The 24,444-nt window shown below is 58.1% G+C and carries 23 protein-coding genes and 2 pseudogenes; 13 read left to right on the top strand and 12 right to left on the bottom strand.

Annotated features, from left to right (window positions below; genetic code table 11):
* Positions 1–140 precede the first annotated feature (140 nt).
* From ACT3UQ_RS01115 to ACT3UQ_RS01105, 3 genes are all read left to right on the top strand, one after another.
* A complete protein-coding gene (locus ACT3UQ_RS01115) occupies positions 141–353 on the top strand; it encodes a hypothetical protein (protein ID WP_096285617.1) in 213 nt (70 codons plus the stop codon).
* Positions 354–836: 483 nt separating this feature from the next.
* Positions 837–1,085 (top strand): type II toxin-antitoxin system Phd/YefM family antitoxin, encoded by a 249-nt coding sequence (locus ACT3UQ_RS01110; protein WP_096285619.1) that lies wholly within the window; start codon positions 837–839, stop codon positions 1,083–1,085.
* On the top strand, positions 1,082–1,348 hold the full coding sequence (locus ACT3UQ_RS01105; RefSeq protein ID WP_096285622.1) for a Txe/YoeB family addiction module toxin: 267 nt from the start codon (positions 1,082–1,084) through the stop codon (positions 1,346–1,348). Before ACT3UQ_RS01110 ends, ACT3UQ_RS01105 begins: the two co-directional genes overlap by 4 nt.
* Before the next feature lie 426 nt (positions 1,349–1,774).
* Here the strand turns inward: ACT3UQ_RS01105 and ACT3UQ_RS01100 are convergent, their stop codons facing one another.
* On the bottom strand, positions 1,775–2,257 hold the full coding sequence (locus ACT3UQ_RS01100) for an IclR family transcriptional regulator domain-containing protein (RefSeq protein ID WP_444636361.1): 483 nt from the start codon (positions 2,255–2,257) through the stop codon (positions 1,775–1,777).
* Between the two features lie 203 nt (positions 2,258–2,460).
* Here ACT3UQ_RS01100 and argH point away from each other — a divergent pair, with 203 nt between their 5' ends.
* The 4 genes and pseudogenes from argH to ACT3UQ_RS01080 all read left to right on the top strand — a co-directional run.
* Positions 2,461–3,951 (top strand): argininosuccinate lyase, encoded by a 1,491-nt coding sequence (gene argH / locus ACT3UQ_RS01095; protein ID WP_444636360.1) that lies wholly within the window; start codon positions 2,461–2,463, stop codon positions 3,949–3,951.
* Between the two features lie 8 nt (positions 3,952–3,959).
* Positions 3,960–4,673: a GntR family transcriptional regulator gene (locus ACT3UQ_RS01090; RefSeq protein WP_444636359.1), complete on the top strand. Its 714-nt coding sequence runs from the start codon at positions 3,960–3,962 to the stop codon at positions 4,671–4,673.
* Positions 4,674–4,839: 166 nt separating this feature from the next.
* On the top strand, positions 4,840–6,273 hold the full coding sequence (locus ACT3UQ_RS01085) for a sodium:solute symporter family protein (protein ID WP_444636358.1): 1,434 nt from the start codon (positions 4,840–4,842) through the stop codon (positions 6,271–6,273).
* Between the two features lie 434 nt (positions 6,274–6,707).
* Positions 6,708–7,484 (top strand): annotated as a pseudogene (locus ACT3UQ_RS01080) (IS110-like element ISAar41 family transposase); the annotation flags it as partial.
* 619 nt (positions 7,485–8,103) lie between these two features.
* Here the strand turns inward: ACT3UQ_RS01080 and ACT3UQ_RS01075 are convergent.
* Genes ACT3UQ_RS01075 through ACT3UQ_RS01065 form a run of 3 tightly spaced genes read right to left on the bottom strand, consistent with a single transcriptional unit; the run spans position 8,104 to position 12,306 of the window.
* Complete coding sequence (locus ACT3UQ_RS01075; RefSeq protein ID WP_444636357.1) at positions 8,104–9,300, bottom strand: amidohydrolase family protein; 1,197 nt, start codon at positions 9,298–9,300, stop codon at positions 8,104–8,106.
* A complete protein-coding gene (locus ACT3UQ_RS01070; protein ID WP_444636355.1) occupies positions 9,297–10,709 on the bottom strand; it encodes an aldehyde dehydrogenase family protein in 1,413 nt (470 codons plus the stop codon). Before ACT3UQ_RS01070 ends, ACT3UQ_RS01075 begins: the two co-directional genes overlap by 4 nt.
* Complete coding sequence (locus ACT3UQ_RS01065; protein ID WP_134781073.1) at positions 10,696–12,306, bottom strand: GMC family oxidoreductase; 1,611 nt, start codon at positions 12,304–12,306, stop codon at positions 10,696–10,698. The genes ACT3UQ_RS01070 and ACT3UQ_RS01065 overlap by 14 nt, the downstream gene beginning before the upstream one ends.
* Positions 12,307–12,481: 175 nt before the next feature.
* On the opposite strand from ACT3UQ_RS01065, the gene ACT3UQ_RS01060 reads away from it, so the two are divergent.
* The gene (locus ACT3UQ_RS01060) at positions 12,482–12,979 is read left to right on the top strand and encodes a GbsR/MarR family transcriptional regulator (protein WP_134781074.1); all 498 of its coding nucleotides are present in this window, start codon (positions 12,482–12,484) and stop codon (positions 12,977–12,979) included.
* A 241-nt stretch (positions 12,980–13,220) separates the two neighbouring features.
* Here ACT3UQ_RS01060 and ACT3UQ_RS01055 read toward each other — a convergent pair whose 3' ends face one another.
* Complete coding sequence (locus ACT3UQ_RS01055; protein ID WP_134781075.1) at positions 13,221–14,315, bottom strand: NAD/NADP octopine/nopaline dehydrogenase family protein; 1,095 nt, start codon at positions 14,313–14,315, stop codon at positions 13,221–13,223.
* Between the two features lie 63 nt (positions 14,316–14,378).
* Positions 14,379–15,965, bottom strand: a complete 1,587-nt coding sequence (locus ACT3UQ_RS01050) for an AbgT family transporter (RefSeq protein ID WP_444636353.1) — start codon at positions 15,963–15,965, stop codon at positions 14,379–14,381.
* A 220-nt stretch (positions 15,966–16,185) separates the two neighbouring features.
* Between ACT3UQ_RS01050 and ACT3UQ_RS01045 the strand changes: the two genes are divergently transcribed.
* Positions 16,186–16,842, top strand: coding sequence for a GntR family transcriptional regulator (locus tag ACT3UQ_RS01045; RefSeq protein ID WP_444636352.1), 657 nt, complete (start codon positions 16,186–16,188; stop codon positions 16,840–16,842).
* Positions 16,843–17,120: 278 nt separating this feature from the next.
* Here the strand turns inward: ACT3UQ_RS01045 and ACT3UQ_RS01040 are convergent.
* From ACT3UQ_RS01040 to ACT3UQ_RS01030, 3 genes and pseudogenes are all read right to left on the bottom strand, one after another.
* Positions 17,121–17,300, bottom strand: a pseudogene (locus ACT3UQ_RS01040) (transposase); the annotation flags it as partial.
* Positions 17,288–17,494, bottom strand: coding sequence for a hypothetical protein (locus ACT3UQ_RS01035; RefSeq protein ID WP_054820622.1), 207 nt, complete (start codon positions 17,492–17,494; stop codon positions 17,288–17,290). The pseudogene ACT3UQ_RS01040 and the gene ACT3UQ_RS01035, both read right to left, overlap by 13 nt.
* A 462-nt stretch (positions 17,495–17,956) precedes the next feature.
* Positions 17,957–18,505: a mycothiol transferase gene (locus tag ACT3UQ_RS01030; RefSeq protein WP_105553510.1), complete on the bottom strand. Its 549-nt coding sequence runs from the start codon at positions 18,503–18,505 to the stop codon at positions 17,957–17,959.
* A 77-nt stretch (positions 18,506–18,582) separates the two neighbouring features.
* On the opposite strand from ACT3UQ_RS01030, the gene ACT3UQ_RS01025 reads away from it, so the two are divergent.
* The 3 genes from ACT3UQ_RS01025 (at position 18,583) to ACT3UQ_RS01015 (ending at position 21,616) form a co-directional block, all read left to right on the top strand.
* The gene (locus ACT3UQ_RS01025) at positions 18,583–19,482 is read left to right on the top strand and encodes a 3-methyladenine DNA glycosylase (RefSeq protein WP_096285628.1); all 900 of its coding nucleotides are present in this window, start codon (positions 18,583–18,585) and stop codon (positions 19,480–19,482) included.
* 33 nt (positions 19,483–19,515) lie between these two features.
* Entirely contained in the window at positions 19,516–19,971 is a 456-nt protein-coding gene (locus ACT3UQ_RS01020) for a hypothetical protein (RefSeq protein ID WP_096285630.1), read from the top strand.
* A 61-nt stretch (positions 19,972–20,032) separates the two neighbouring features.
* Entirely contained in the window at positions 20,033–21,616 is a 1,584-nt protein-coding gene (locus tag ACT3UQ_RS01015; protein ID WP_105553511.1) for a cation:proton antiporter, read from the top strand.
* Between the two features lie 63 nt (positions 21,617–21,679).
* Here ACT3UQ_RS01015 and rlmC read toward each other — a convergent pair whose 3' ends face one another.
* The gene (gene rlmC, locus ACT3UQ_RS01010) at positions 21,680–22,810 is read right to left on the bottom strand and encodes a 23S rRNA (uracil(747)-C(5))-methyltransferase RlmC (RefSeq protein ID WP_105553512.1); all 1,131 of its coding nucleotides are present in this window, start codon (positions 22,808–22,810) and stop codon (positions 21,680–21,682) included.
* A gap of 200 nt (positions 22,811–23,010) precedes the next feature.
* Positions 23,011–23,364 carry a hypothetical protein gene (locus ACT3UQ_RS01005; protein ID WP_181150536.1) on the bottom strand — a complete coding sequence of 118 codons (354 nt, stop codon included), beginning with the start codon at positions 23,362–23,364 and terminating at the stop codon, positions 23,011–23,013.
* On the opposite strand from ACT3UQ_RS01005, the gene ACT3UQ_RS01000 reads away from it, so the two are divergent.
* Positions 23,285–23,944, top strand: a complete 660-nt coding sequence (locus ACT3UQ_RS01000) for an ankyrin repeat domain-containing protein (RefSeq protein ID WP_258138125.1) — start codon at positions 23,285–23,287, stop codon at positions 23,942–23,944. The genes ACT3UQ_RS01005 and ACT3UQ_RS01000 overlap by 80 nt on opposite strands.
* Positions 23,945–23,958: 14 nt before the next feature.
* Here ACT3UQ_RS01000 and ACT3UQ_RS00995 read toward each other — a convergent pair whose 3' ends face one another.
* Positions 23,959–24,369 (bottom strand): YchJ family protein, encoded by a 411-nt coding sequence (locus ACT3UQ_RS00995; RefSeq protein ID WP_105553514.1) that lies wholly within the window; start codon positions 24,367–24,369, stop codon positions 23,959–23,961.
* Positions 24,370–24,444: the final 75 nt, after the last annotated feature.

Below are 24,444 nucleotides of genomic sequence, written 5' to 3'. Positions count from 1 at the left end.
CCGGTTGCATAAGCCCCCTCGTTGAAACAGGAACACAACTCAACTCGAAAGCTCCAAAGACCATCGACGGCTACGAGTTCGTCACCCAATAAGAGGCAGAAGCCAGTTGCTTCTGTACGGGAACCCCTGCGCAGGAAGAAATGTCTACAGAGACAGAATATTTCGGATTCTTTCACTACTTAGAAGCAAAGCATCAGCTTCCCTCCGCCGAAGGCGAATGCAATAACCGCGATCTCTCAATGACGATTACCGGCGGTGTCATCCGTATCGCGTTGCTCAAAAATACCGACGTAGATTTGTCAGCGGATAAAGAATATTTCGCAGAACGCCTCGGAAAAGTATGCGAACCATAGGACACCTACGACAACATCATGACCTGCCACTTCGTGACAGGAAACAATCGCATGATGCTCACCGCCCAACATGAAGGAACTGAACAACAGTTCAGAGACAAATACCAAACGCTCGCTACCAAATTCGGGGAATAACTAGAAATCAACTTCCCGTAACCACGTCTCTCGCGTAAGCAATAAGCCCACAATTCATTGGGCCGATTCCTTTCCTGCCTGTGAGACGTAGATCAGCTACAAGTAACTCTCACAGTTGCAACACCCTGATAAATCAGGAGTTGCAACGACCGTTAGAACTCGCCGGGAACTGCGGCCAAGCTTTTGAATACAAGCTTGAAGCAGGTCCGAAAAGTCCTCTGGCTATGGATATCCAGGCACAATAAGCACGGCGGATAGAAGCTAGAAGGTTTGAACGAGTCCGGCAATCGGCAACCGAGTGGAACCATCCATTCAGTGGTACCATATCTAGTACCACTAGGAGGCGGTATGGCAATCACAACCAGCGAAGCGCGTCGTGACCTGTTTGGTCTCATTGAACGAGTGAATCTTGATCACACCGAAGTGGAGATCATGTCCAAGCGTGGATCTGCGGTGCTCATGTCGAAAGATGAATACGATTCTCTCGTTGAAACGAGCTATCTTCTGCGCTCACCTAAGAATGCGGTGCGCCTGCTCTCTGCTCTTGAAGCGGCACGTGATGGCCAGGCGCTAGAACGCGGACTTGTTGATCCGTGAGCGACAGACAACTTATCTGGACTGCCGAGGGCTGGGAAGATTACCTCTATTGGCAAACTCAAGACCGCAAGACCCTTAAGCGCATCAATACGCTCATCGAAGATGTGCTGCGCGATGATCCGTTTGAAGGCATCGGCAAACCCGAACCGCTGAAGCATGCCCTAGCGGGCGCTTGGTCGCGCCGCATCGACGAAGCGAATCGGCTGATCTATATCGCCGATGACCGCGCCTTGACAATTCTGCAAGCTAGGTACCATTACTGACCTTCGAATCAGCGGTTGACGGGAGTTTGCGCAACTACTTTTACCCTGGCTATCGCTAGGCCGATAATTCTGATTATGTAAACCATCATCAATATTGTTTGTCGACTTGCCGGCATTGCCAGGATGCACCGCCCGCTGGGTCTCACCGTCGAAGCCGTGCCGGAAATCCAAGATTGCCTAGCAGAGGCACGCGGGCTTTAAGCCGAACTGCAGAATTTCCCGGTTGCACCCGCAGCCACCGCAAGGACCCCATTCCTGAGGGGAGCCCACACGTAGGCCTTGGTCGTTCCACCCCGCTTTGCGGCGGACAGGCAAGAGACGCGGCTTCCAGCGAGTGACCCAGCCGCACGGCTTCTGGCCATTCAACGGTAAAACGGTTATGGGCACCTGAGATACTGGGTCCTGCCGCGGGCCGGTTTCATTTCATCATTGAATGACCTTTACCGGCCGGGACTGGTACATTGCCCAGTCCGCACTAGTCTCTTGGGCAGCAGTTCTGAGCAGGGGCAGGTACTCGCCGACCAGCTTTTCGACGCTGGTTTCGTGGGCATGCACGATTACATTCATCGACGCTCGCACGACACCTTGACCATCGGCCACACCGACGGAAATCGAACGGACCCCCGGTGCCAATTCCTCGTCTGCCAGTGCCCAGCCCTGTTCCCTGACTTGGGCGAGGATCTGAAGGATCTGCCCGTCGGGCAGCCGCTCTTTCTCGGGCAGCCCCGAGCGCGATGGTTCGGCAATTACCTTCAATGCTTCCTCGGGCGGGAGGGCGGCAAGCAGGACTTTTCCTTGTGAGGTGATCATGGCAGGAAACCTGGTTCCGACATCGACCCGCAGCGCAATAAGTTTCGGTACGGCCCAGGAGAATTCGGCTTGCCCTCCCCACACGGCGGAAGCATCCATTTGCTCTTCTTAGACATCCGTCCGTCCTGCCCTCCGCGAACCCCTGCCAGCCGTTTCGCCTGCGTCATTCTGACCTTGTTACAAGCAGGTCCGGCCTGTGGTCGGCCCGGCACCCGGCGGACGCCCCTTGACCTCTCATTACCCTTCTGTGTAATCTAAATCATGATGTACGGATGTACGTACAAGTTATCTAAGGAGTCCATATGACGGGACGGCTCGAAAAGACCCCGGACGAAGTAGTCCGGCGCCTGATCATCGAACCAGGATTGGAAAAAGACCTGGAAGCCCACTTCGATTTCTTCCTGGAGGTCAACGCGGCCCATCTGGTGATGCTCGCCGACACGGGGATCATCACCGCAGAGACCGCAGGCAGGCTGGCCCGGGCTCTGGAGACCATCCGGGACGCAGGCCCGGGTCGGTTGCCGATCGACCCGAGTCTGGAGGACCTGTTCTTCAACATCGAGGCCGAACTAATCCGCCTGGCCGGACAGGAGACGGGAGGCCAACTTCACACGGCCCGTAGCCGCAACGACATGCTCGCCACCGTGGCCCGCATGCGCATGCGCCGGGAACTGGCCGCTGCCGGCGAACGGCTCGTTTCCCTGCGCCGGAGCCTCCACACGATTGCGGCAGGGCACCTGGACCACGTCATGAGCGGCTACACGCACCTGCAGGGCGCGGAACCGATCACGGTGGCGCACTACCTGGCCGCAGCGTTGCACGCCTTGGAGCGCGATCACCGCAGGTTGGCGGCGGCCCTGGACGGGGCGGATGAGGGTCCGCTGGGTTCCGGCGCCATGGCCTCGACCACCTTCGCCATCGACCGCGCACTGACCGCGCGTCTTCTCGGCTTCCCGTCCAGCATGGGAAACTCCCTCGACGGCGTCGCCTCCAGGGACTACATGCTCGAGGCCCTCGGCACGCTGGCGATCATGACCTCGAACCTCGGACGCTTCGCCCAGGACCTATACATCTGGGCCACCGACGAGTTCGGATATGTGGAAGTCGATGCCTCGGTCGCGGTCACCAGCAGCATCATGCCGCAGAAGAAGAACCCCGTCACCCTCGAGCACATCAAGGCCAAATCCGCGCATCTGCAGGCCTGTTGGGTCTCGGCACAAGGCGCCCTGAAGAGCAGCGCGTATTCCCACTCCCGGGAATCAAGCGTGGAGGCACTCCGATTCGTCTGGGACGGCGTCACGGAGGCCTCGACCGCCCTGGAACTCTTCGAACACACCCTGGAGAACATCACCTTCAACACCACGGCCATGGGGGCCCGGGCGGCAACGAACTTCAGCTGCGTCACCGAACTGGCAAACGTCATGGTCCGCAGCCACGGCATCTCCTTCCGCACCGCACACCATCTGGTCGGCGCACTGGTCGCCCACTGCCTGGACCATCGGCTCACCGCCCAGGACATCGACGCGGACATGATCGCCAACATCTCCCTGCGCTTCCTGCCCCAGGCACTGGTGGTCTCCCCCACCGACCTGGACAGCGCCCTGGACCCCACCCGGAACGTCGCCCACCGGACAACCCACGGAGGCCCAGCCCCCGCCGAGGTCCACCGCCAACTCGACCGGCTGACCGCTCAGCTGGCCGAAGACGAAAAGAACCTCACGGCACGCACCGAACACTGGAAGGAGGCACGCCATGAACTCGCCTACCGTATGATGGCCTTGGACGAAAGGTAGGCCCTAGTTTGACCGATGCGATGCTGGATGAAACCAGCGCAGAGCCGCTCCACCACCAGCTGCAGAAGATCTTCATCCGCAAGATCGAATCCGGCGAGTGGCCCCCCGGGGAACAACTCGAGGGTGAACTGGTCCTGAGCAACCGCTACGGGATCAGCCGCTCCACGGTCAGGCAGGCACTGCTCTCACTGGTCAACCAACAGTATCTGCGCCGCAAACAGGGCAAAGGGACCTTCGTTTCAACCAGGAAACACGACATGAACGTCCTGGACCTCAGGTTCACCGCCCTGGCCGATTCACGGCACGAGCCCCTCTCGGTGGATCGCATCACCGAAGCGGGCGCCGAGGCCGCCATGCTGGGAATCCCGGCAGGGGCAGCGGTGACCTGCATCCGCAGGCTGCGCTATATCGGCTCCGATCCGGTCGCCTTGGAATCGTCCTACCTGGCCGAAACCCTGCTCCCCGGAATCCGCGAAACGGATCTGTCACTGCCTTTGCTGGACATCCTCCGGCAGGACGCCGGCATCTCCATCGTCCAATACCAGGCCACCCTCGAACCCGTCGTCATTGAAGCATCCGATGCCCGCACGCTCGACTACACGGATGACCCAGCCCTGGGCATGATGCTCACCCGCATCGGCTCGGACAGCGAAGGCAATACCGTCGTGGTCGGCAAGACCACCTTCCGCGGCGACCGCTGCCGGGCCATCTTCAACCACTAGGCCCCGACCCGGTCCCTCAAGCACCACTCAACGGCACCCGCAACGGGTCCGCGTCGATCGAGGGCGCCACAAATATACCGCCGCCCCCAAGGCCGGCGGCCCCTCCCCCACATCCTTGACCGGCCATGCCCCATGGCCGTTCCCCAGTCGTACCTTCGGAGACCCCATGAACAGCTCTGTCTTGATCATCCTGGCCAACTGCCTGGTCCTTGGACTCACCGTCGTCTTCTCCATCTGGATCAGCCGGCGGGTCAAAAGCGCCGAGGGATGGTCGGTCGGTGGCCGCGCCCTTCCCCTGCCGGTCGTCGTGCTCACCCAATTCGCCACCGCATCCGGCGGCGGCATGCTCGTGGCCCAGGTCGGCCTTGGTTACGAATTCGGGTGGGGTGTGGTCACTTACGGCCTCTTCACCGCCGGCGGCGTCCTGGCCCTGCTCTTCTTGGCCAAATGGCTACGCCAACACGAATTCGTCAGCTTGCCAGACACCATCAAGAATATCTACGGCAACCAGCGCGCCCTGATGACCGCGGTCACCATCATGACCATGGTCGTTCCCTTCGGCTGGCTCTGCACCCAGCTCGTGGCCTTTGCCAACCTCTTCCACCACCTCACCGGCGTCAACACCGTCGTCCTTGCAGTGGTCTTCGCATTCATCGGCCTGCTCTTCGTCCTGCCCGGCGGACTTACCTCGGTGGCCTGGACCGACGCGATCTTCGGAGGCCTCATGCTCGTGATGGCCGTCGCCGTGGGGATCTACGCCGTCAGCTCCGCGGGAGGATGGACCGAAATGGCCGCTGCGGCGACGCCGGAGAAGATCGGCTGGCACGGATTCATCGCCCCGGGGCTGCTGACCATCGGACTCTGGGCGATGTCCATCATGCCCGGAACCATGACCAACCAGATGTACTTCCAGCGCATCTACGCCGCGAACTCCCTGCGCACCGTCGTCATCTCCCTCATCGGCACCGCCATCCTGCTGCTCGGTACCAAGGTCTACGCGGCGATCCTGGGGATGTCCGCCTTCGCCACGAACCCGGACCTGAAGAACCCCGAAGACGCCGCCGGGTCCATCATCGCGGACATGCCGCTACTGCTCAGCGTGTTGTATTCGACCTTCATCTGCGCGACCCTGCTCTCCACCGTCACCAGCGCAGTGCAGTCCGTGGTCGTGAACATCACCCAGGACATCTACAAGTCCTACGCCAAACACGAAGCCACCCCGGCACGGATCCTCTCGCTGTCCCGGATCCTCTCGGTCCTCGTCCTCGCCGCCGCATTGGTCCTCTCCCTCGCCTTCCCCAACGCCCTGGGCTGGGTCGTAGCCTCCTACGGGTACTCTGCCGTGGGTCTGTTCTTCCCCATTTTCCTCGGCTTCGCCCTGCGCAAGACCCGCCTGGCACACCCGGCAACAGGCATCGCCGGAGTCGTCGCCGGAGTCGTCGCCGCCGCCATCGCCCAAGCCCTGGACACCGACATTCCTTACGTCGCCTACGGACTCCTCGCCTCCCTGGCTGCCATGTTGCTCATCGGATTCCTCACCAACGGCAACAAAACCAATCGCCCCTCGACAAGGACCCCGGAGACAATCTCAGCCAAATAGCCAAACCCAACCAGCCGCCCCAACCTGCCTCCACGAAGTGAGTAGAAGGGGTTCTCCGCACCGGCCCATCGACCATCAACACCCGACTGCCCCACGTGCTCCCCGTACCCGGGCCCTTCCCCACGTGTCTTGACAGGGAACCGGACCCGGAAGGGAATGTAATGGGAGAGGCGCCCCCGCCGGTCACAATAGCGGGGCGCCTCTTGAGCGTGGAAGACGCCCTGCCGGGTCCTGCCGCATGGGGGAATTGGCGGGACCACGGAGGCCGGACCGCCACCAGGGAAAGTGGTTCCGACCAGGGAGAACATTACCGCCAACACCAACAACATCGCCACGAACATGACGCCGGCATGCCATCGCCCCGGCCGGGAGCTGGAACCCGCCCAGGGGGCGACCATGGGCCACGGCAAGTTCCCACCCCTGCACAGCAGCCACCACCACGTAGACAGGCCCGTGCCAGGGTGGGCAAGACCGACGAGATCGACGCCACCGCAGCGGCCATGGGCATTCTTTATCAGGACACCGAGCGTCTGCTTACGCCCCGCGCCGAAGGCACGCGCTCAGCGTTGAACGTACTGGTTGCCAGCCGCGAACGCATCGACGCTGAACGCACCCGGAACCGCAATGCCCTGACGGCTCTGGCACGAGAAATCGACCTCGGTGTTGATGCGCGTAAAGCACTCACTGACATGCAGGTCAAACAGATCAGCGCCTGGCGTGAGCACCCCACCGATTCGGTAGCGCAACGCTACGCGAGGGCTGAGGCCAGTCGCTTGGCCACGGCGGTGCTTGACGCCGACAAGCTACTGGCCGCAAACAAGACACAAATGGCTGAATTGGATGAGCAGATGGCCCCCGGGCTGGCCGCCGAGTTCGGGTACGGGCCGGTGACTGTTGCGTGGATCCTGATCGCTTACTCGCACACAGGCAGAGTACATTCTGAAGCGGCATTCGCGTCTATGGCTGGGGTCGCTCCGTTGCAGGCATCCTCCGGGAACACGGTACGGCACCGGCTTAATCGGCATGGTGACAGGATGCTGAATCAAGCGGTGGACGTCATTGCCAAGGTACGGATGCAGTTCGATCCTCAGACCAAGGACTACGTGGAGAAACGCAAGGCTGAGGGGCTGAGCTACCGGGAAATCAAACGGGTGCTGAAACGGTACATCGTTCGGAAAGTTTTTCGTCGGCTACGCGTGCTGGTCCCTTGACAGAACCCATAGAAGGGTCAGGCTAACCCCAGCACAAAGAGCTTTCCCTGAGAGTTGATACTCGGATAGTGTGCTTGGTGCACGTATGAAAATGCTCCCTGAAAGTTGTTGACTTTTGCGGTTCAACTTTCAGGGAGCCGTATCCTACGGACTTTAGTCGGTAGCCACATCGACGCGGAGATTTGCCTCCCGGCTGCTGATGTTACTGGACAAGGTTCATCGCTTACCGGGGATCAAATCCCTCTTAGTATGGCCAGAGCCCACCAGCTGGATTCGTAACGGAGGCTTTATAAGGCCACAGTCCACCGGCATCAGTATCACTTTGTGTTGGAGAATTGACGGTAACACCAACCAACAACGCCACGACTGCTACCGCTAAAACTAGTAGCTTCTTAAACTTCATCATCATGGGTGTGCGTCCTTCGATTGGCTGACCAAAATGAGACGCGACCGACCCCTTTTTCACTCGCAAACCGGGGACACCCTCATCCCTTCCCCGGTACGCTGCTGACTGTGCTGCTCAAAGTAACGCAGATACAGCTGCTTCTTCTCCCGGGCGCGCAGTTTCCCCGCGGCTCCGGGCCGCAGTACGCGCGCGGTTTTAGCCCGGAGCCGCTGTTCAGCGGACCTTTCGTCCGCTTTTGTATACTCCTGCAACCCGTGAAGACAATCCTTCAAAGGATGTCAGATCCCCGCGGAAGACGGCCAAATCCGCTCGGAGTCCTGGCCGAATAGCACCGCGATCGTCGAACCCGAGTAACTGGGCAGCGGACTGGGTGGAGGCATGCAGCACAGCTTCGGGGCTCATCCCGGCCCTTTGCATGAGCTGGAGCTCCTCTAGATTTATTCCGTGCTTGAAAAGTCCCGCATCAGTTCCCATCGCGATTTTGACTCCGGCTTTGACCGCTTGCTTGATCATGGCAGCATGAGCGATGCCAGCTTCGCGTGATTTGCGTGCAACTTCATCTGCTACCGAAGCGCCGGCGTCGATCATCCGGTTCAGTGCTACAGGGGCCAGAAGCGTCGGCACGAGCCACACGTTATGCTCTATCATCAGCTGGAAGCACTCGTCATCAGCATAGACGCCATGCTCAATTGACCTGACCCCAGCGCGGATTGCATTGATAATTCCTTGTTTACCTTGCGCGTGGGCCATGACTGGTGTCTGTCCGGACTTCGCCTCTCGGACGCAAGCTTCTAGTTCGTCCATGCTGAATTGTGCATGATGTGGATTGTCGGTCACTGATGAGACGCCACCGCTAGTGCAGATCTTGACGACATCGGCACCTGCACGCTGCAGTTCGCGCACGCGCTTGCGCATCTCCTCAACACCGTCCACGACAGGGGCTGGTCGGCCTGGGTGCTCAGGCAGCAGGTGATGTACGGCGCCTGAAGGGGTCACACCATCCGAATGGCCACCAGTTTGACTCAATATATTGACTGCAATACGCATATCGGGCCCCTCGACCAATCCGAGTTCAATGGCTCGTTTGATTCCGGCGTCGGCTCCGGCCGCGTCGCGTACTGTAGTGATACCCAAATCTAGGGTGCGTCGTAATGTGTCGGCAGCTGTATAGAACTGCAGTGAAAACGGTTCGGTCAGTTGCGCGAGGGGATTAATACCATCGATAGTGAGGTGCACATGACAATCAATTAATCCCGGTGTCAGTGTACAGTTTGGTAGTTCCACGATGTCGTCTGCGACGAGTCCTGGTCCTACTTCCCTGATCTGTCCACCGTCAATGAGTACTTCGGTCCCGCTAGGAAGGAAAGTTTCTCCGTCGAACACCTTCTCGGGGCGGATTACAGTACTCATGGCCGTCCGCCTTCATGGGGTACGAATACTGTTGTGGGCCGTGTGGCCGCGTCATAGGAAAGGGTGCCGCCCATCGCGCCCATGCCACTAGATCGAGCCGGTTCGGCCTGACGGATGCCATCGCTTGCCTGCCAACCGTTAATCCAGATCACTGCCGCTTCGATGTCACGGGCCGCAGCCAAATTTTCCGCATTATTACTGTAAACCGTGGCAGCCAGCCCATATTCACTCTCACGGGCCAGTTCTAGTGCGGTGGTAAATGAGTCAACGACTGTTATTGGAGCAACCGGCCCAAAAGTCTCCTGCTGCGCAATTAGCATGTTTCCGGTGATCCCGGTAAGAACCGTGGGCGGGAAATGATTACCATTCACCTCTGTAGGGATACCTCCGGCAATCACTTCGGCTCCAAGCGCAACAGCGTCGGACACATGTTCGGCCACTATCCTCGCCTGATCATTGTCGACCATTGGGCCAATTGCCATTCGGCCACCCTCAGCGAAGATCTTGCTGGCTTCAACAAGAGCTGGAAGGAAACTTTCGACAATGTCCTGATGAACGTAAATGCGTTCCATGGAAGTGCAGATCTGTCCGCTGTTGAGAAATGAGCCTGCTGCCACGTCCATGGCTACCGATTCCACATCGACTCCGACATCAACAATCGCCGCGTCTTTGCCGCCCAGCTCCAAAATGGACCGATTCAGATTGCTTCCGGCAGCTTGCGCAATCTTGCGACCGGTGGCAATCGAACCGGTGAAAACTACCAGATCTATGTCTGTGTGAGCAGCTAGGGCCTTTCCCGCCTGCCCGTCGCCCAGCACAAGATTCAGAACTCCAGATGGCAGCAGATTTTCCTCGAACAGGATGCATGCTGAAGGGGTGGCTTTCTCAGAAGGCTTGATGATCACAGTATTGCCGGAGGCAAGCAACGGGCCGAGGTTGACTAAGATCTGTGCCACTGTGAAATTCCACGGGACAATCTGGGCTACGACTCCTAAGGCGCTACGGTTGATCTCTGTAGTTCCGTTGGCGCCCTTGATACTGGTGTGGAACGGATAATTCCCCCCATCCTCTAAGGCTGCCCGGAAAGCACTCAGGCCGGCTTGAAGGAATTGATGTGCGACTGCGATCGGCTTGCCCATTTCACGCTGTTCTTCCCGTGCGATCTCCTCAGCGCGCGACTCGATCCGATCAGCGAACTTGCGCAGCATTGCCAGTCGTTCATCTAGCGGCAGGGATACCCATTGATTTTGGGCGCCACGCGACGAACTCACAGCGCGGTTTACCTCATCGAAGCTGCTAGCGGGAAATGTTGCGAAAATCGATCCATCATCTGAAGCAGCAGCTTGCAGCGTCCTGCCCGAGACGGATCCCTGCCATTGCCCGCCAATGAAGTTACTAAGCTTCAGCATTTTCCAGACCTTTCGATGTGCTTTCTTCTTTAGGGATAACACGATCGGCCATTGCTTCGGCGATGGCGACCGTGGCCAGATGGGTGTTGGCCCTTGGAACCGAGGGGAAGATCGAAGCGTCAATCACGCGAAGTCCCTCGAATCCGATGACCTTGCATTCGGGATTGACGACGCTGCGGGGATCTTCTTCCCTGCCCATGCGGCAAGTGCTGGTGGCATGCTGTGTATCAGCGACGCGTGACCGCAGGAATTCATCAATTCGTCTCTCGTCATTCGAAGCAATAGCTGTATAGAACTCCTCAGCGCTTTGTTCTACAGGCACTGCGGAAATCGCGCGCACTGGAGCAGTCGTACAGAGCCGTGCAAGGAATTGAGCCCCCTGACGTAACCTGCGTATGTCACGTACGTCCGTGAGCATGCGTTCATCCACGAATGGCTGCTCCAAAGGATCGACTGAAGTCACTTCAACTCGGCCCCGTGAATGCACCTGGTTGAGCCAAATACCAATCGCTGCGGCCCCATGCGAGGTGTCGGCACTTTCCATCGCCAGCACGTTCTGGTTCATAGACACGAGCATTAGATCATTACGGCAGCCATCCGGATCGTCACTGTTAAACCGGGCGGCTATGTTCGTATGCCTGTCTTCGACGGTCACTGGTGGGGTGTTCCTCCCCAGTAAAATGCCCACAGCAATCATTGGATGATCCTGCAACCCTTCGCCCACCGGAAGTTCCCTGCGCACCGGGACCGACAGGCGCTCCAAAACAGCGGCAGGTCCGATTCCCGAACGGATCAGTATCGGTGGAGTATGCACAGCACCTGCAGCGAGGATGATTTCCTCACCGTATTCCTCCACTGCCCCTTCATCGGTGATAATCCGCACTCCAATTGCCCTGTTAGCGCGGAAAAGAACCCTATCCACAGTCGACCCACCGCGCACGGTGAGATTAGGATTCCCCCGCTGCGGCTCAATGTATGCGTCGTTGACCGAGACTCTACGCAAATTACGCGAATTGATCGGGTATACGCTAACGCCGGAACCAGAGGGCGAATTAATATCTTCTACCCACTGCAACCCCATTTCTTGGGCAGCATCTGCCAATGCACGATCCGCTGGTCCCCATGTCTCCTCACCTGCGCGATAGATCGGGATCGGACCCGCGTTACCGTGATGTGACTCCTCACCAAACTGCGCGTCGTGCTCCAGCTTCCTAAAATAAGGCAATACTTCTGACCAGCTCCACCCGTCGCAACCGTCAGCGGCCCAATTATCGAAATCTTCCGCTGGGGGACGAATCGCAATCTGACCGTTAATGGCTGAACTACCACCAACCCCCCGACCGCGCCAATATGGCGCCGGTTCCTGCTTTGGTGTCCGCTTAGCCAGCAGTTTTGGATACATCATTCCCTCACAAGCGATCGGGTCGACCAGGGCTTTGAGCGGATTGGGGCTGCGCCAAGCCTCATGCAGCTCTTCGGCTCGATAATCCGGACCACTTTCAAGCAGTAATACTTTGTCTCCGGCTGCTGCGCGACGTGCCGCGAACGTCGCGCCGGCCGATCCCCCACCTACGACAACGTATTTCCAGGTGCTCATGGTGTTTTCCCCTTCCCAAGGGCAGAAGTGCTTTATCCAAGCCAGACTGTGACGCGGGTCACTGCCTTCCTTAGAAAGGGTACCTCACCGAAGAATGAAATTTCAAGAAAAAACGAAAACTCAGTTTCCTGTAAAATTTGAATATCCGCTTATGCCTTAGTCAAGGAGGTCATCATTGGCAGCGAACCAGAAGTTCACTGAGGAGCTGGGTGCTGCTCTGGCAAATTTTCTGATGTGGCCCCCTATGGCCGGCCGTATCTCGGCGGCTCTCATGGCCAGTCCGAAACCGCTGACCCTCACGGAACTACAGGATCAGCTCCACGCCAGTGGAGGCGCAATCTCAGAAAGCACTCGGCTCTTGCTCACCACAGGGGTTATCCGTCGCCTTAAAACACCGGGTGTCCGACGCGCCCAGTATGAATGGTCCGATGACGCGTGGGTTAACTGCGCTAAGCACACTCGCGACCAAGTTGCTAAGTTACAAGATTTGGCCGAACGAACCGCAACCACATCCGATGGATCGGAGCTGTTTCTCTCCCGAATACGTGACATGGAGAAGTACTACCATCTCATGACGGATGGGCTTGCGAGGCTGAGCGATGAATATGAAACCCAGTTCCGTGCCGAGCAACCTACTGAGATATCCTCCACGACGAAGACAATGAGAACGTAGCATCTTCCTTCAATCTGCATAGTAAATCTCATTGAGCTGCACGGCCAGAAACATCAAAGGCTATCCGTGTCTGCATGTTCAAGAAGTTAGCTCCAACAAAAAGAGAGTGTGTCTTCCAGCAAAATTGGAAGACACACTCTCTAGAATTCGAAGGCAACAGAACGTGCATCAAACGCACGGTATGGGCTCTTGGATCGTAAATTTCACTAGCTCTTGAACCTTCAATTCATCTGGCTGTGTTCTACGAAGTGACCAATGGAACTGTGCCCTGCAAAAAGGCTGTCCTAATTGCCTGCGCATCAAGACCTTCTAGTCCCAAAATATCCGCCGTGCGTCCACTGTCTTCAAAGTCAGTTCCGCAGATGATGCCACTGAGCTTAATGAAGGAATCCGTCAGCGGCAACGACAATCCGATTTGTTGAGCCAACGAGTTCCAGATGACCAATCCAAAGGGTATATCTTCGGTGAAGTAGCGGTGGGTCAAGGAATCTGGTTCCGGGAATGCCTGCCGGCCGTAACCTTGAACGATGCGTTCTACATACGATCCCTCGGTGACACCATACGCGCTTTCCAGGAATTCCCAGAAGGTAATGGTTTCGACACCCAATGCCCGAGCGAGAAGGAGCCGTTCCTGGTCGAGCGCGTTAATGACTTCAGCAACGCCTGGAGTCACAAGTGTATGTTGCGGCAGCCCATCACCATCTTCGACAGTCTTGATATTCAACACCGCGGGTGGGACATGGTAGATCGCATTGCAATTGGCCAGGCCCACAGACAGTGTGTCACTGCCAGCAACATAGCGATCCCCGAAGTACTGGCTCAGTCGATCCAGGGCTTCTTGAGATCTTGATTGGGGAATGGTTGCTAGTTGCACCGCGTTCTTGATGGCGCCGATATAAACCTGGGCCGGGCCGCGTAACCTGCAGGTGTAAAGGCTAGTTGCGGTTTCAGCGATGAGGCAGGCTTGCCGCTGAGCCAATCCGAAGTGCTTTGACAGTTCGACGGCGCTGCCCAAAACACTTGGCTGGAAGACCACCAACTGCTCAGGTTCCAGAATCGAGGCCAGTTGTTCCGAGAGATACGCGTGGGCAAAGGCTGGGGCGGCAACGATGACGGTGTCGGCACCTGAAACTGCTTTCCTGAGATCAATCGTCATCATTGGATGGCCCGCGTGTCCTTCAACATCTCCCGTGAGACCAATGCCATTGTTCGCGCGGATATCTTCGAAATCTTTATCCCAGCGTGAAAACAGTCGGACATCATGGCCCAGTAAGATCATGTGGCCGGCAATGGCCTGTCCCACATTGCCAGCTCCGACAATTGCGATACTTCCCATAGGATGTATTCCTTCTTTCTTAAGTGCGCACCGAGGTTCCAGCGCACGTTTTGATGTGGTTGATTACCGAACTGGCACACCAGGCCCCAACGGGATGCCCAAGGCGTACCAGAGAGTGAAGAATGCCGACCAGACGACAAGGACACCGACAGCTAAGGGAACGGTGAACGAGAGCATGGTCCCGATGCCAGCTCCTTTCCGGAACTGCTGGACGTATCCAAGCGCGAGGACAAAGTAACCATTCAGCGGGGTAATGCAGTTGGTTACCGAGTCACCGATCATGAAGGCAACCATGGAAGCTTCCGGCCGAAGGCCCACGTACATCATCATGGGGATGACAACCGGGGCGAGGATTGACCACATTGCCGAGCCGCTCGAGATGAGAATGTTCAAGACGCTGATGGCCAGCACGATTACTAGCAAGATGACGAGGTGTGGTGCGTCAAGCGATTTGAGTGCCTGTGCGCCATTGACGCTAATCACGGAGCCAATGTTGGTCCAGGTGAAGTAGGCCAGGAACTGCGCCACAACGAAGAACAGTACAAGGACCGGAGCGAGTGTGCGAATACCTTCTGCCATGGCCGGAGGCACATCACTCAGTGTAGGGATCGAGCCCGTGATCTTTCCGTAGACAATCCCCAAGAGAGCGAAAACCACGCAGATAACAATGGCGATGTTCTTCACGATGACCGATGTCACGATGCTGCCACCTTCACCCAAGAAAGGCGATCCGGGCAGAAGGGCCAGTACCGCCAATACGGCGCAAATGACGAAGACACCCATTGAAACACCTAGGGCACGCTTTTCAATGCTGTTAAGCGTAATTTGACTAGCATTTGCAGCGCCCTTGTCGTTGACAACATTGAAGAGCTTATCGGCCTTCAGGAAATCGGTTTCCATAGTTGAGGCGCCAAATTCTGGCCGGCGCGCAAGGAACTTGTCCACGATCAGGGCGATGGTCGCCGCGAGGACCACCGACGAGGCAGCAGTGAAGAAGTATGTGGCGACAGGAGTGATGGTGTAGTTCTCGTCCACGATGTGCGCGGCAGCGGTGGAAAGGGAAGAACGGATGGCGTCTTGGGGTGTTACTAGCGGGCTGGCGTTAAATCCCACGGCTGTTGCAGCGTAGGCAACCATGAGGCCTAATACAGGGCTGCGGCCTGCTGCGCGAAAAGCTAAGGCTCCCAGCGGGATCATGACCAGGTATGCCGAGTCACTCATGATGTGGGCGATCATCGAGCTGAAAGCGATGGAGAACGTTAGCATAAACGAGGGCAGTCGTCCTATGGTGATGCGCAATATTGCGGTGAGAAGACCGCTACGCTCCGCAACACTCACACCCAGTAGGACTACGACGATGGTAGCCAAAGGCGGAAAAGTAGCGTAGTTCGTCAACGCCGATTCGAGCGCAAACTTGATCCCCTCAAAGGAAAAAAGATTCCGAACGGCAACGTCTTCACCGGTCGTGGGCAGCGTAACTGTGACGCCGAAGGCAGCCAAAGCTGCACTGACAACTCCCAACACAAGGCAGAGAATTACAAAGAGCCACAGAGGGTGTGGAAGCCTGTTACCGGCCCTTTCGATGGCGCTTAGAGCACGATATAAGCGGTTTGTGGGAACGTCAGTAGTCCCAACAGGAGTTTGTGTCATCTTCCTGAAAACCTTTTCTTGATCAATCGTCGAGATTACGAAGTGAAGGACATGCTCAAATTGCATGAAGTACTAAACAGGGAAGGCGCTGGTCCAGTAAAACCTACCCAGTGTGCATTACGGTGTTACTCTCGTGATATATCTCGAGAATGCTATACTTGTTCTTGGCAGAGTGTCAAGCCTCACATTTACGCAGGGATAAAAAAGAGCGAGGTTAGAAGTGGTGAATAAAGCGGGCTCTATGGCGGACCGCGCGTATGAGGCTCTCAAGCGCGATATTTTGCGCTGCAGATTTCGACCGGGCTCACTGATCCTCGATACCGCGCTGGCCGAAGAGTACGGCATGAGCAGAACACCAATTCGTGAAGCAATTAATGTTCTGCGGCGCGAAGGCCTAGTCGTTGTCATCCCACGAAGGGGAACACTTGTGAAAGCCATCGATTTTGGTGAGCTTCAAGACACCTATCGCATGAGGGCATTACTTGAACCCGAAGCCGCAGTTCTCGCTTCCCATAGAGCAACAGCAGAAGAATTAGAAAGCCTTGAAGCGCTAAGCGCAGCAAGTACGAACCCGGATTTTGACCGCCAGACCCGGAACGAAATGAATCGGATCCTCCACGTGCAGATTGCCGAACTCTCGCGGATCCCAGTGCTCGCCCAAACGGTCAAGACACTTCATGAAGAAATTGAGCGTTTCCTGAACTACCAAGGTATGCAAGGACAACCGTACAAGGCCACGAATCATGGAAAGTTAGTTGAAGTCATAAAAAATGGCTCTGAAGATGAGATCAGAGACACTGTCTCCTCCGGCATTGAGCGCTCACGCAAACACATGCTGGTAGGACTTATGGATGGTCACCAAGAAAAAGGAAAATAAGCATCTTAAGGCTAGTCTCTAACATGGAAAGCCGGTGACTACTGGAGCAGAGGACAGCACCGAAGAAGCCATCACCATCATACAAGATCACCAAGTACAGCGCTTGCCAACCAGCCGGAATCGGCAAAGCATCGAGAAACGTGGAATCGGACCTCCGCACCGGCGGCCCTGATGTTTGCAGTATACTCAGCCAACGAGCAACCCGCTGGTTCCCGGAAGAACAGAAGTCGCTCGCCCCATACATCGAGATGAAGCCGTTGGGCTAATTTATGCTTTACCCTGAACCCGCCGGATTCCAAGAGCGAGCGGGCAATACAATTCGCCAGGTTCCTGAATCCCAGTGCGTTGTCGCGTAGGTGCTCCGGCCGTCAGTTGATCGTTTCGGTAGGCCCGTTCGAGGCGTTTTCCCGGTCGAAGTAGGCCAGGAAGTCCCTAAACCTGCGTTTCAGATTTCGGCCAGTGATGCCAGTTCGGGCAACTGTGCAGAAATTTTCGCCTTGGTTATCTCCATGACCCATTTACCGATGTTCCTCTCCTTTTGCCGGTAGGCGTCAACGATGCGCTGATAGACGTTCCAGGTAAATGGCACTGGCTCGTGCTGCTGATCAGCAAGCAAGGCATCAAGCCGTTCAATCTGCTTCTCAGTGAGCAATCCATCCCCGGTCAATAGTGTCCGGCGGGCCGTATAGAGCGGGTAGTCGTCGCGTCCGTGGTGCTACATCCTCGGTTGCGGAGAGCCATTTAGGCATCTATTAGAGATCTGTGCATCAAAATGTATGGCAGAAGCATTTGGAAGCAGTTGAGAGATACATTTACAAGGTGCCTCATAACCTAAGGGTTGTGAGACGTCCCGCCAGAGCACGCAGGCCTGTTCGCTGAACCGCGACTATTCAGCACTTTCAATTCTTGCAACTATGTCTTGTAAACGGTCCCGAGGAATCACGTACATGACCTCCGTTGCGAGACATATTTAAGCTGATGCCCAACGACTTGCTAGATGCGCTTAGAAAGCAGCTGGACGATCCAAAAAAGCAATCCCGATTCGGCACTGTCCACTTTTTCATTCAAGCTATCTCGCGATTCAAGCTTGCTTAGCCGAAACCTTAAATCACGCCTACCAAGGTGGACGGTATTCAAAGGGAGGGTCTTCGCCCACCCGTCCGTCGATCGCCTCGCGCAGCAGATCCGCGTGACCGGTATGCCGGCCGTATTCCTCGATCACATCGCAGATTAATCGTCGTACGCTCGCGTGTTTTCCCTCGTATTCCAAGGCAGAGGGCGCATCTAGTTCACCCGCGGCAACTACCTGTGCCTGAACCTCCCTGCTCCTAAGCACGGCTTTGTCGTAGCGCGCATAAAGCGCTTCCGGGTTCTCTTCGGCGTTCACCGCGAACTGGTCGCGCCCCTCGGCAGAGAATTCAAGCACGATCTCCGGTTGTCCGCGGGCGATCAAGTAGGCAAAGTTTTCATCTTCGACTACCGCCAGATGCTGCAGCAGTCCACCGATGCTCAGATCGCTGCTCGGCAGCCTCGCCGCTAGTTGCTCGATGTCCAGTCCGTCGGCCTTATACCTGAAGGTGGTGCGCAACCGGTCGAGCATGCCGAGCAGGTGCGCTTCCTCGGTGCCGTCCATTGGCGGCTCCCAGGGAGGGAAGTTTTCCATGGTGTACTCCTATGCAGGATGTGTGAGTTGGCGTACCAAACTGGTTTCGCCGGCCCATGAATTGAATAATTAGAAGTATGCCCCTAACCGCCACAGCTTTGGAAGCCCCGCACTGGATGCAGCGTGCCGCCGCGCATGAGGTCCGTGCTCGGGCCTTTGGCGAACCATTTGTGCAGCGCAGAATGACCGGGGCCAAACATCCCATCGAGGATTTCCTTTTCACCTACTACACGCAGAAGCCAGGCCAGCTCTACCGTTGGCACCCGGGCGTTGGCGTGGCGCTGCTCGGCGAGCAGGCCCACGAACGAGAAGATTGGAAGTTCTACCGCAGCGTGGAAGCCCCGGCAGGACCGGGGGTAGAACTCGATCTTGAGAAATTCTCCCAGTCACGGGCCAGGGTGATCGAATTTGCCCGCATCCTGCTGCGCAATACGGTACAGAAGCCGGCGAATTTCTCCTGCTTCGGATTGCATGAATGGGCGATGGCCTACAAGTCCGAGGTCAACGGGATACGCCACGAATACCTGCCGCTTCGCCTCGGCGCGACGGGCACGGACGAGGTCGTGGAAAACCATAAGATCCGTTGCACGCATTTTGATGCCTTCCGTTTCTACACTCCGGAGGCGGTGCCGCTCAACGAGCTGCAGCCAACCCGTGAGACGCAACGCGACCTCGAACAGCCGGGCTGCCTGCATGGAAATATGGACCTGTATAAATGGGCCTACAAGTTGAGCCCGGCAGTTCCCAGCGATCTGGTCATGGACTGCTTTGAACTGGCGTGGGATATCCGCACCATGGACATGCAAGCTTCGCCCTATGACCTTGGGGATTGGGGCCAAGAGCCGATCCAAATCGAGACTCCGGAGGGCAAGGCGCACTATGTGCGTCTGCAAAAGGAGTTCGCCCTGCGGGCGGAGAAGCTGCGGATGGAACTATTGCAGGTGGTGCTCAGCCTGCCAATTGCCTCGGAACGCTAGCGTGTTGAACTAAAAGGGAAGCACAATTGGTTCATGGGACGACTGAAGAATCGGAAGGCGCACACGGGCCTGGTTTTCGTAGCTCCGCTACTGGCCGGGCTGCTGCTCGCTGGTTGCGCCAGTTCGGCTCCCACCGCGGGCACCTCACCCGTTGGCGCTGACGCAGACCTCAAGATCAGCATCAGCTTCGAGGGGAAATCCGTCGACAGCGAATACCATCTATCCTGCCGCGGCGCCCAGGCCGCTGATTCCAGTACGCTGCCCGAGTCGAATGCCGCCTGTGCGTTATTGGCCAAGAATCCCGAAGTGCTCACCCCGCAACGCTCGCCGCAGCAAAGCTGCACCGAGATCTATGGCGGGCCCGCGACGGCAAGGATCAGCGGAAAATTAGGTGGGAAACAAGTCGATACGAGCTTCGACCGCCACAATGGCTGCGCGATTAGCGAATGGGATGCATTGGCCCCGCTGCTGGGCGAGGGCATGAAATAACCCGTTATATCCTCCTCTAGATGCCGCCACGGATAGCTCCAGCGACTAGAATAGGAAGACTATGGAGTTCTTCCTGCTGATCATCGCGCTGCTGTTCGCCACTATTTTGATTGTCGGGCTGGGTGAGCGCATCAAGCTCCCCTATCCAATCCTGATGCTCATCCTCGCCACCTTGGCCGGCTTTCTCCCGTTCATGCCTGAACTGCATATCGATCCGGCACTGATCCTGCCCATCTTCTTGCCGCCGTTGCTCTTTGCCACCGCGCAGCGCAGCTCCTGGTCGGTGTTCCGGCTGCGCTGGAAGGCGCTGATCCGCCTCGCGGTGGTGCTGATCGTGGTAACCGCCGGCGCGGTGGCGGCAACCTCGCTGGCCTTCGCGCCCTTCCTGTCGGTTCCCTTGGCGATCGCCCTCGGCGCCATCGTCGCCCCGCCGGACCCGGTAGCGGTGGACGCGATTGCGACGAAGGTGAAAATGCCGCGGAGGCTCACCTCCCTGCTGGAGACCGAGGGACTGTTCAATGACGCGATGGCCATCGTGCTCTTCCAGCTTGCGGTCACCGCCACGCTGAATGGCACCGAGGTCGGCTTGGATCTCATTCCGAAATTCTTGATCGGTGCGGCGGTGGCCATCATCGTGGGCATCGCCATGGCCTGGATTGTTGGTTGGCTGAACCGCTTCGTGCCTAACCTGGCGGCGCGCTGCGCGGCAACCTTGGTGGCACCCTACGCCGTCTACATGCTGGCCGAGGAAGTCCATGCCTCCGGCGTGGTCGCGGTCGTGGTGCTGGCCCTGGAGCTGGGCCGCCGCGACCGTCCGCAGGACTCGCAAGAACGCTTGACCCGGCACGCCTTCTGGGAGGTGCTCGAAATGCTGGCCACCGGTCTGGCCTTTGGCCTCATGGGCCTGGAGATGAACTCGGTCATCCAGGAAGAGGGCAGCAACCTGCTCGGGTTCATTCCCGGAATCCTTGCCATCTGTGTCGTAGTGATCCTGGTTCGGACGCTCTGGATGTTCGGCACCTACTATCTGCCAAATGCCCGGCGCGGGATGGAGAAGGTCTCCGCGGCCAAGGATTCGCTGGTGCTCACCTGGTGCGGCATGCGCGGACTGGCTACCCTTGCGCTCGCCTTGGCTCTGCCGAAGTTCACCGCGGAAGGTGCCCCCATCGAGGGAAGGAACTTCGTGGTGGTTGCCGCCTGCTCCGTACTGCTCGCCACCCTCGTGGTCCCGGGGCTGACGCTGCCGATGCTGATGCGGGCGCTCAAGCTGCGCGGCAATGACCAGGCCACCAAGAAGGCCCGCCGGGCGCTCGCTCGCCGGGCCGAAGAAGTTGCGGTGCAGACCCTGAAGCAGAATATTGAGCTGCAGCAGCTGCCGGAGAACTACCGCCATGTGGTCACCCGACGCATGCACGACCTGCACAACATCTTGCTGACCGATCCGGATACGCATGACGCGATCACCGATGAAAAATACACCCAGTTGCGCGCGGTGATCACCAAGGCCGATGCGATTCAGTCCACGGCACTGGCGGCGGCCCGCGACGAGTTGCTCCGTGCCCGGCGCGAGCCCGGGGTTGACCCGCATATGGTTGACCAGATCATGCAGCGCCTCGATATGCGCACGGCCACCTTGGACCGCTAGCACGCAATAGGGTGGCCGGAACCTGCTAATGGTTCCGGCCACCCTTTGCGCATCTATGGGCGTTTAGCCTGCGGCGCGTTCGAGACGAACGATCACCTCGTAGTGATTGGTCTGCGGGAACATGTCCATCACCCGGGCCTGCTTCGCGGTGAATTTGTCCAGCCTCGCGAGGTCCCGGGCCAGCGAAACCGAATTGCAGCTGGAGTACACCACATGCTGCACGGTCGAATCGTTGAGCCACTGCGCCAACTCGGACGAGATGCCCCGACGCGGCGGATTGACGATGACCGCTTCCGGCGCCTGCTCGGCAGCCAATGCGAATTCGGTGGCGTCCGTGGCGGTGAACGTTGTGTTCTCCAGGCCCAGCTCCTCCACCGCGACCTGCGCCGCGGCCACCGCCTCGGTGCTGGTTTCGATTCCCTGCACCCGACGCCCGCCTTCGGCGCAGTGCAGCGCGAAGCCGCCCACCCCGCTGTACAGGTCCCAGAGGCTGGCAGGATTCGCATCGGTAATCCACTGGCGCGCCTGGCGGTACAGCGCGGCGGCAATCTCGGTGTTCGTCTGGAAGAACCCCTGCGGGCGCAGGTGCATCGGCACGCCATTCAGGCCGAATTCCAAGGTGGTGCGGCGGGTGAGGATGATTTCTTCTTCACCCTCCAAGACGGCCTTGTGCTCGGGCAGGAAGTTCACCGAAACCACGCTGTGGCGCGGGAGCAGCTCGAGGAATTGAGGCAGGGAATCGCGAAGGGCCACGAAGTGCTTCTTGGTGCGCAGCACCCAGCGCACCATGACCGCTCCGGTGTCCGAAAGAGTGAGGATGACGTGCTTGAGCTGTCCCTTGCCCTTGGGCACGTCATAGGGGATGAGTTTCAGTTCCTTGATGAAGCGCTCGATCACCGGGAACAGCGCGCGCAGTTCGGGAGCGCAAACCCCGCAGTTGCGCAGGTCTACGCCGTGGCCGTCGGCGTCGAGGATTCCGATGGTCGGATTCTCGGTAGTTCCGGAGATCACCATTTTCGCCTTGTTGCGGAAGCCCGATTCGGAGCTGGCCTGCGGCGGCAAGAATTGCAGGTCGGGGAACTGCGCGAGCGCGGTGGCGCAGTGGTCGGCTTTGGCCTGGAGCTGGTCAACGTACGGCACCGTCATTTGGGTGCATGAACGGCAACGTCCGGCGGAGAAGTAAAGGCATTCCATGGTGCCTCCAATTTTAGCGAAGAAGCCTGAGCCTGGGGCGCAAAGAGATTTCGACGGTTATTGACCGCAAATTTTCAGCTTTCCCCGATATGCTCACTAGCAGATCGACATTCGGCAGGAACATCACCGCTACCGGAAAACCGCGGATCATTGAAAGGAAAGATGGCACTTCGACACGGGCATTCCACGCAACGACGTGGCTACGCATTGCTAGCGCTCCCCTTGGCCGCCGTACTTGGAGCTTGCAGCAGTTGCGCTTCTTCAGTCCCCCAAGCGGCCCCCGTCCCGTCGGCCACCTCTTCCAATAGCCCGACAAATTTGCCGGTGCAAAGTCCTGCTGCTGCTCCCTCCAGCGCGCAGAGCAAGCCATCTGCCGCCACCAGTTCCAGCACCGGCCTGGCAACCAAATCCGCCACGAGCGCGCGCGCCAAGTCGACGTCGAACCCCGCCGCTTCCCAAGGAAGCGTTGCCCCCTTGTCGAGTGCAGCTTCCTCTGGATCTGCCAGCATCAAGCCGTTGACCCAAAGCGGACCGATCCATTCGACCTCAACCACCGCTCTATTTGCGGCGGTTGCCGAAGGCGATGTCGACTCGGTGCGTAAAGCCTTGAAAGACGGCGCCGAGCTGGAAGCCAAAGACGCACGGGGGAACACTCCGCTGATGCGCGCGGTGCTGGACCGCAATCATCAGGTCGCCAAGCTGCTGCTGGCCGATGGGGCGAGTCCTAACGCAAAAAACAAGTCCCAGGAATCACCATTTCTGCGAGCCAGCGCCTTTGGCCTCGAAGACGTGCTGCGTTCCGCACTGGCCCACGGCGCCGACGTAAACAGCGTCGATCGGCTGGGCAGCACCGCCTTGTTCGTGGCCAGCGAAGCCGGACAGGTGGAATCGGTTCGTGTCCTGCTGCAGCACGATATCCCGCTGGACAAGGTCAATGATCTTGGCTGGAGCGCACTGCATGTGACCATCTCCTTGGGCCAGGGCTCGAATAATTCGCTGTCCATAGCCCGCCTACTCTTGGCCGCCGGGGCTAATCCGCACCTGACCGACCCTTCCGGATCCAACGCCTTCGAACTTGCCGAGAAGCGCAACCAGCCGCAGATGCTTTCGGCCCTGCGCAACTCCAGCAAATAGCGCGGCGAGTTCCGCTACAGGGCGTCGACGTAGAACCAGGCTCCGTCTTCCCGCACGAACGAGCTGACTTCGCGCTGGCTGTCCCGATCCTGCCCGAGGCTGTAGTGCGCCTCGAATTCCACGACTCCACGCGTCGCGGTGGCGCCTCCTGCACGGGTTGCAAGGATGACCATGCCCAGCCAGCGCATTTGGGCATCCAGCTCCAGTTCCTTGGGCCGGGTGGTCTCATGCCAGGTCTCAAGCAAATACCGGCGCAGTCCCAAGGCAAAAGCGCTATAACGCGAGCGCATCAGCTCTTCTGCGGTGTCGGGCAGCGCTGACCGGTCGGTCCGTCCGTCATGAAAGGGCTGGCAGCATTGCGCGTAGCTGCGCTGCACTGCGTCCAATTCACGGCAGGGACAGCGGGTTTCCTTGGAGTTTTGCACGTATCCAGCTTACTTGCACGCTCCGGTGACCCAGCCCACGAGCCGAATATCACACGTCTTAATCGCCGCTAAAGC

This window comes from Glutamicibacter sp. AOP12-B1-11 (assembly GCF_052379245.1).
GTDB lineage: Bacteria > Actinomycetota > Actinomycetes > Actinomycetales > Micrococcaceae > Glutamicibacter.
Note: the sequence above shows the minus strand (reverse complement) of the source record. Positions and strands in the feature narration are given on the sequence as shown.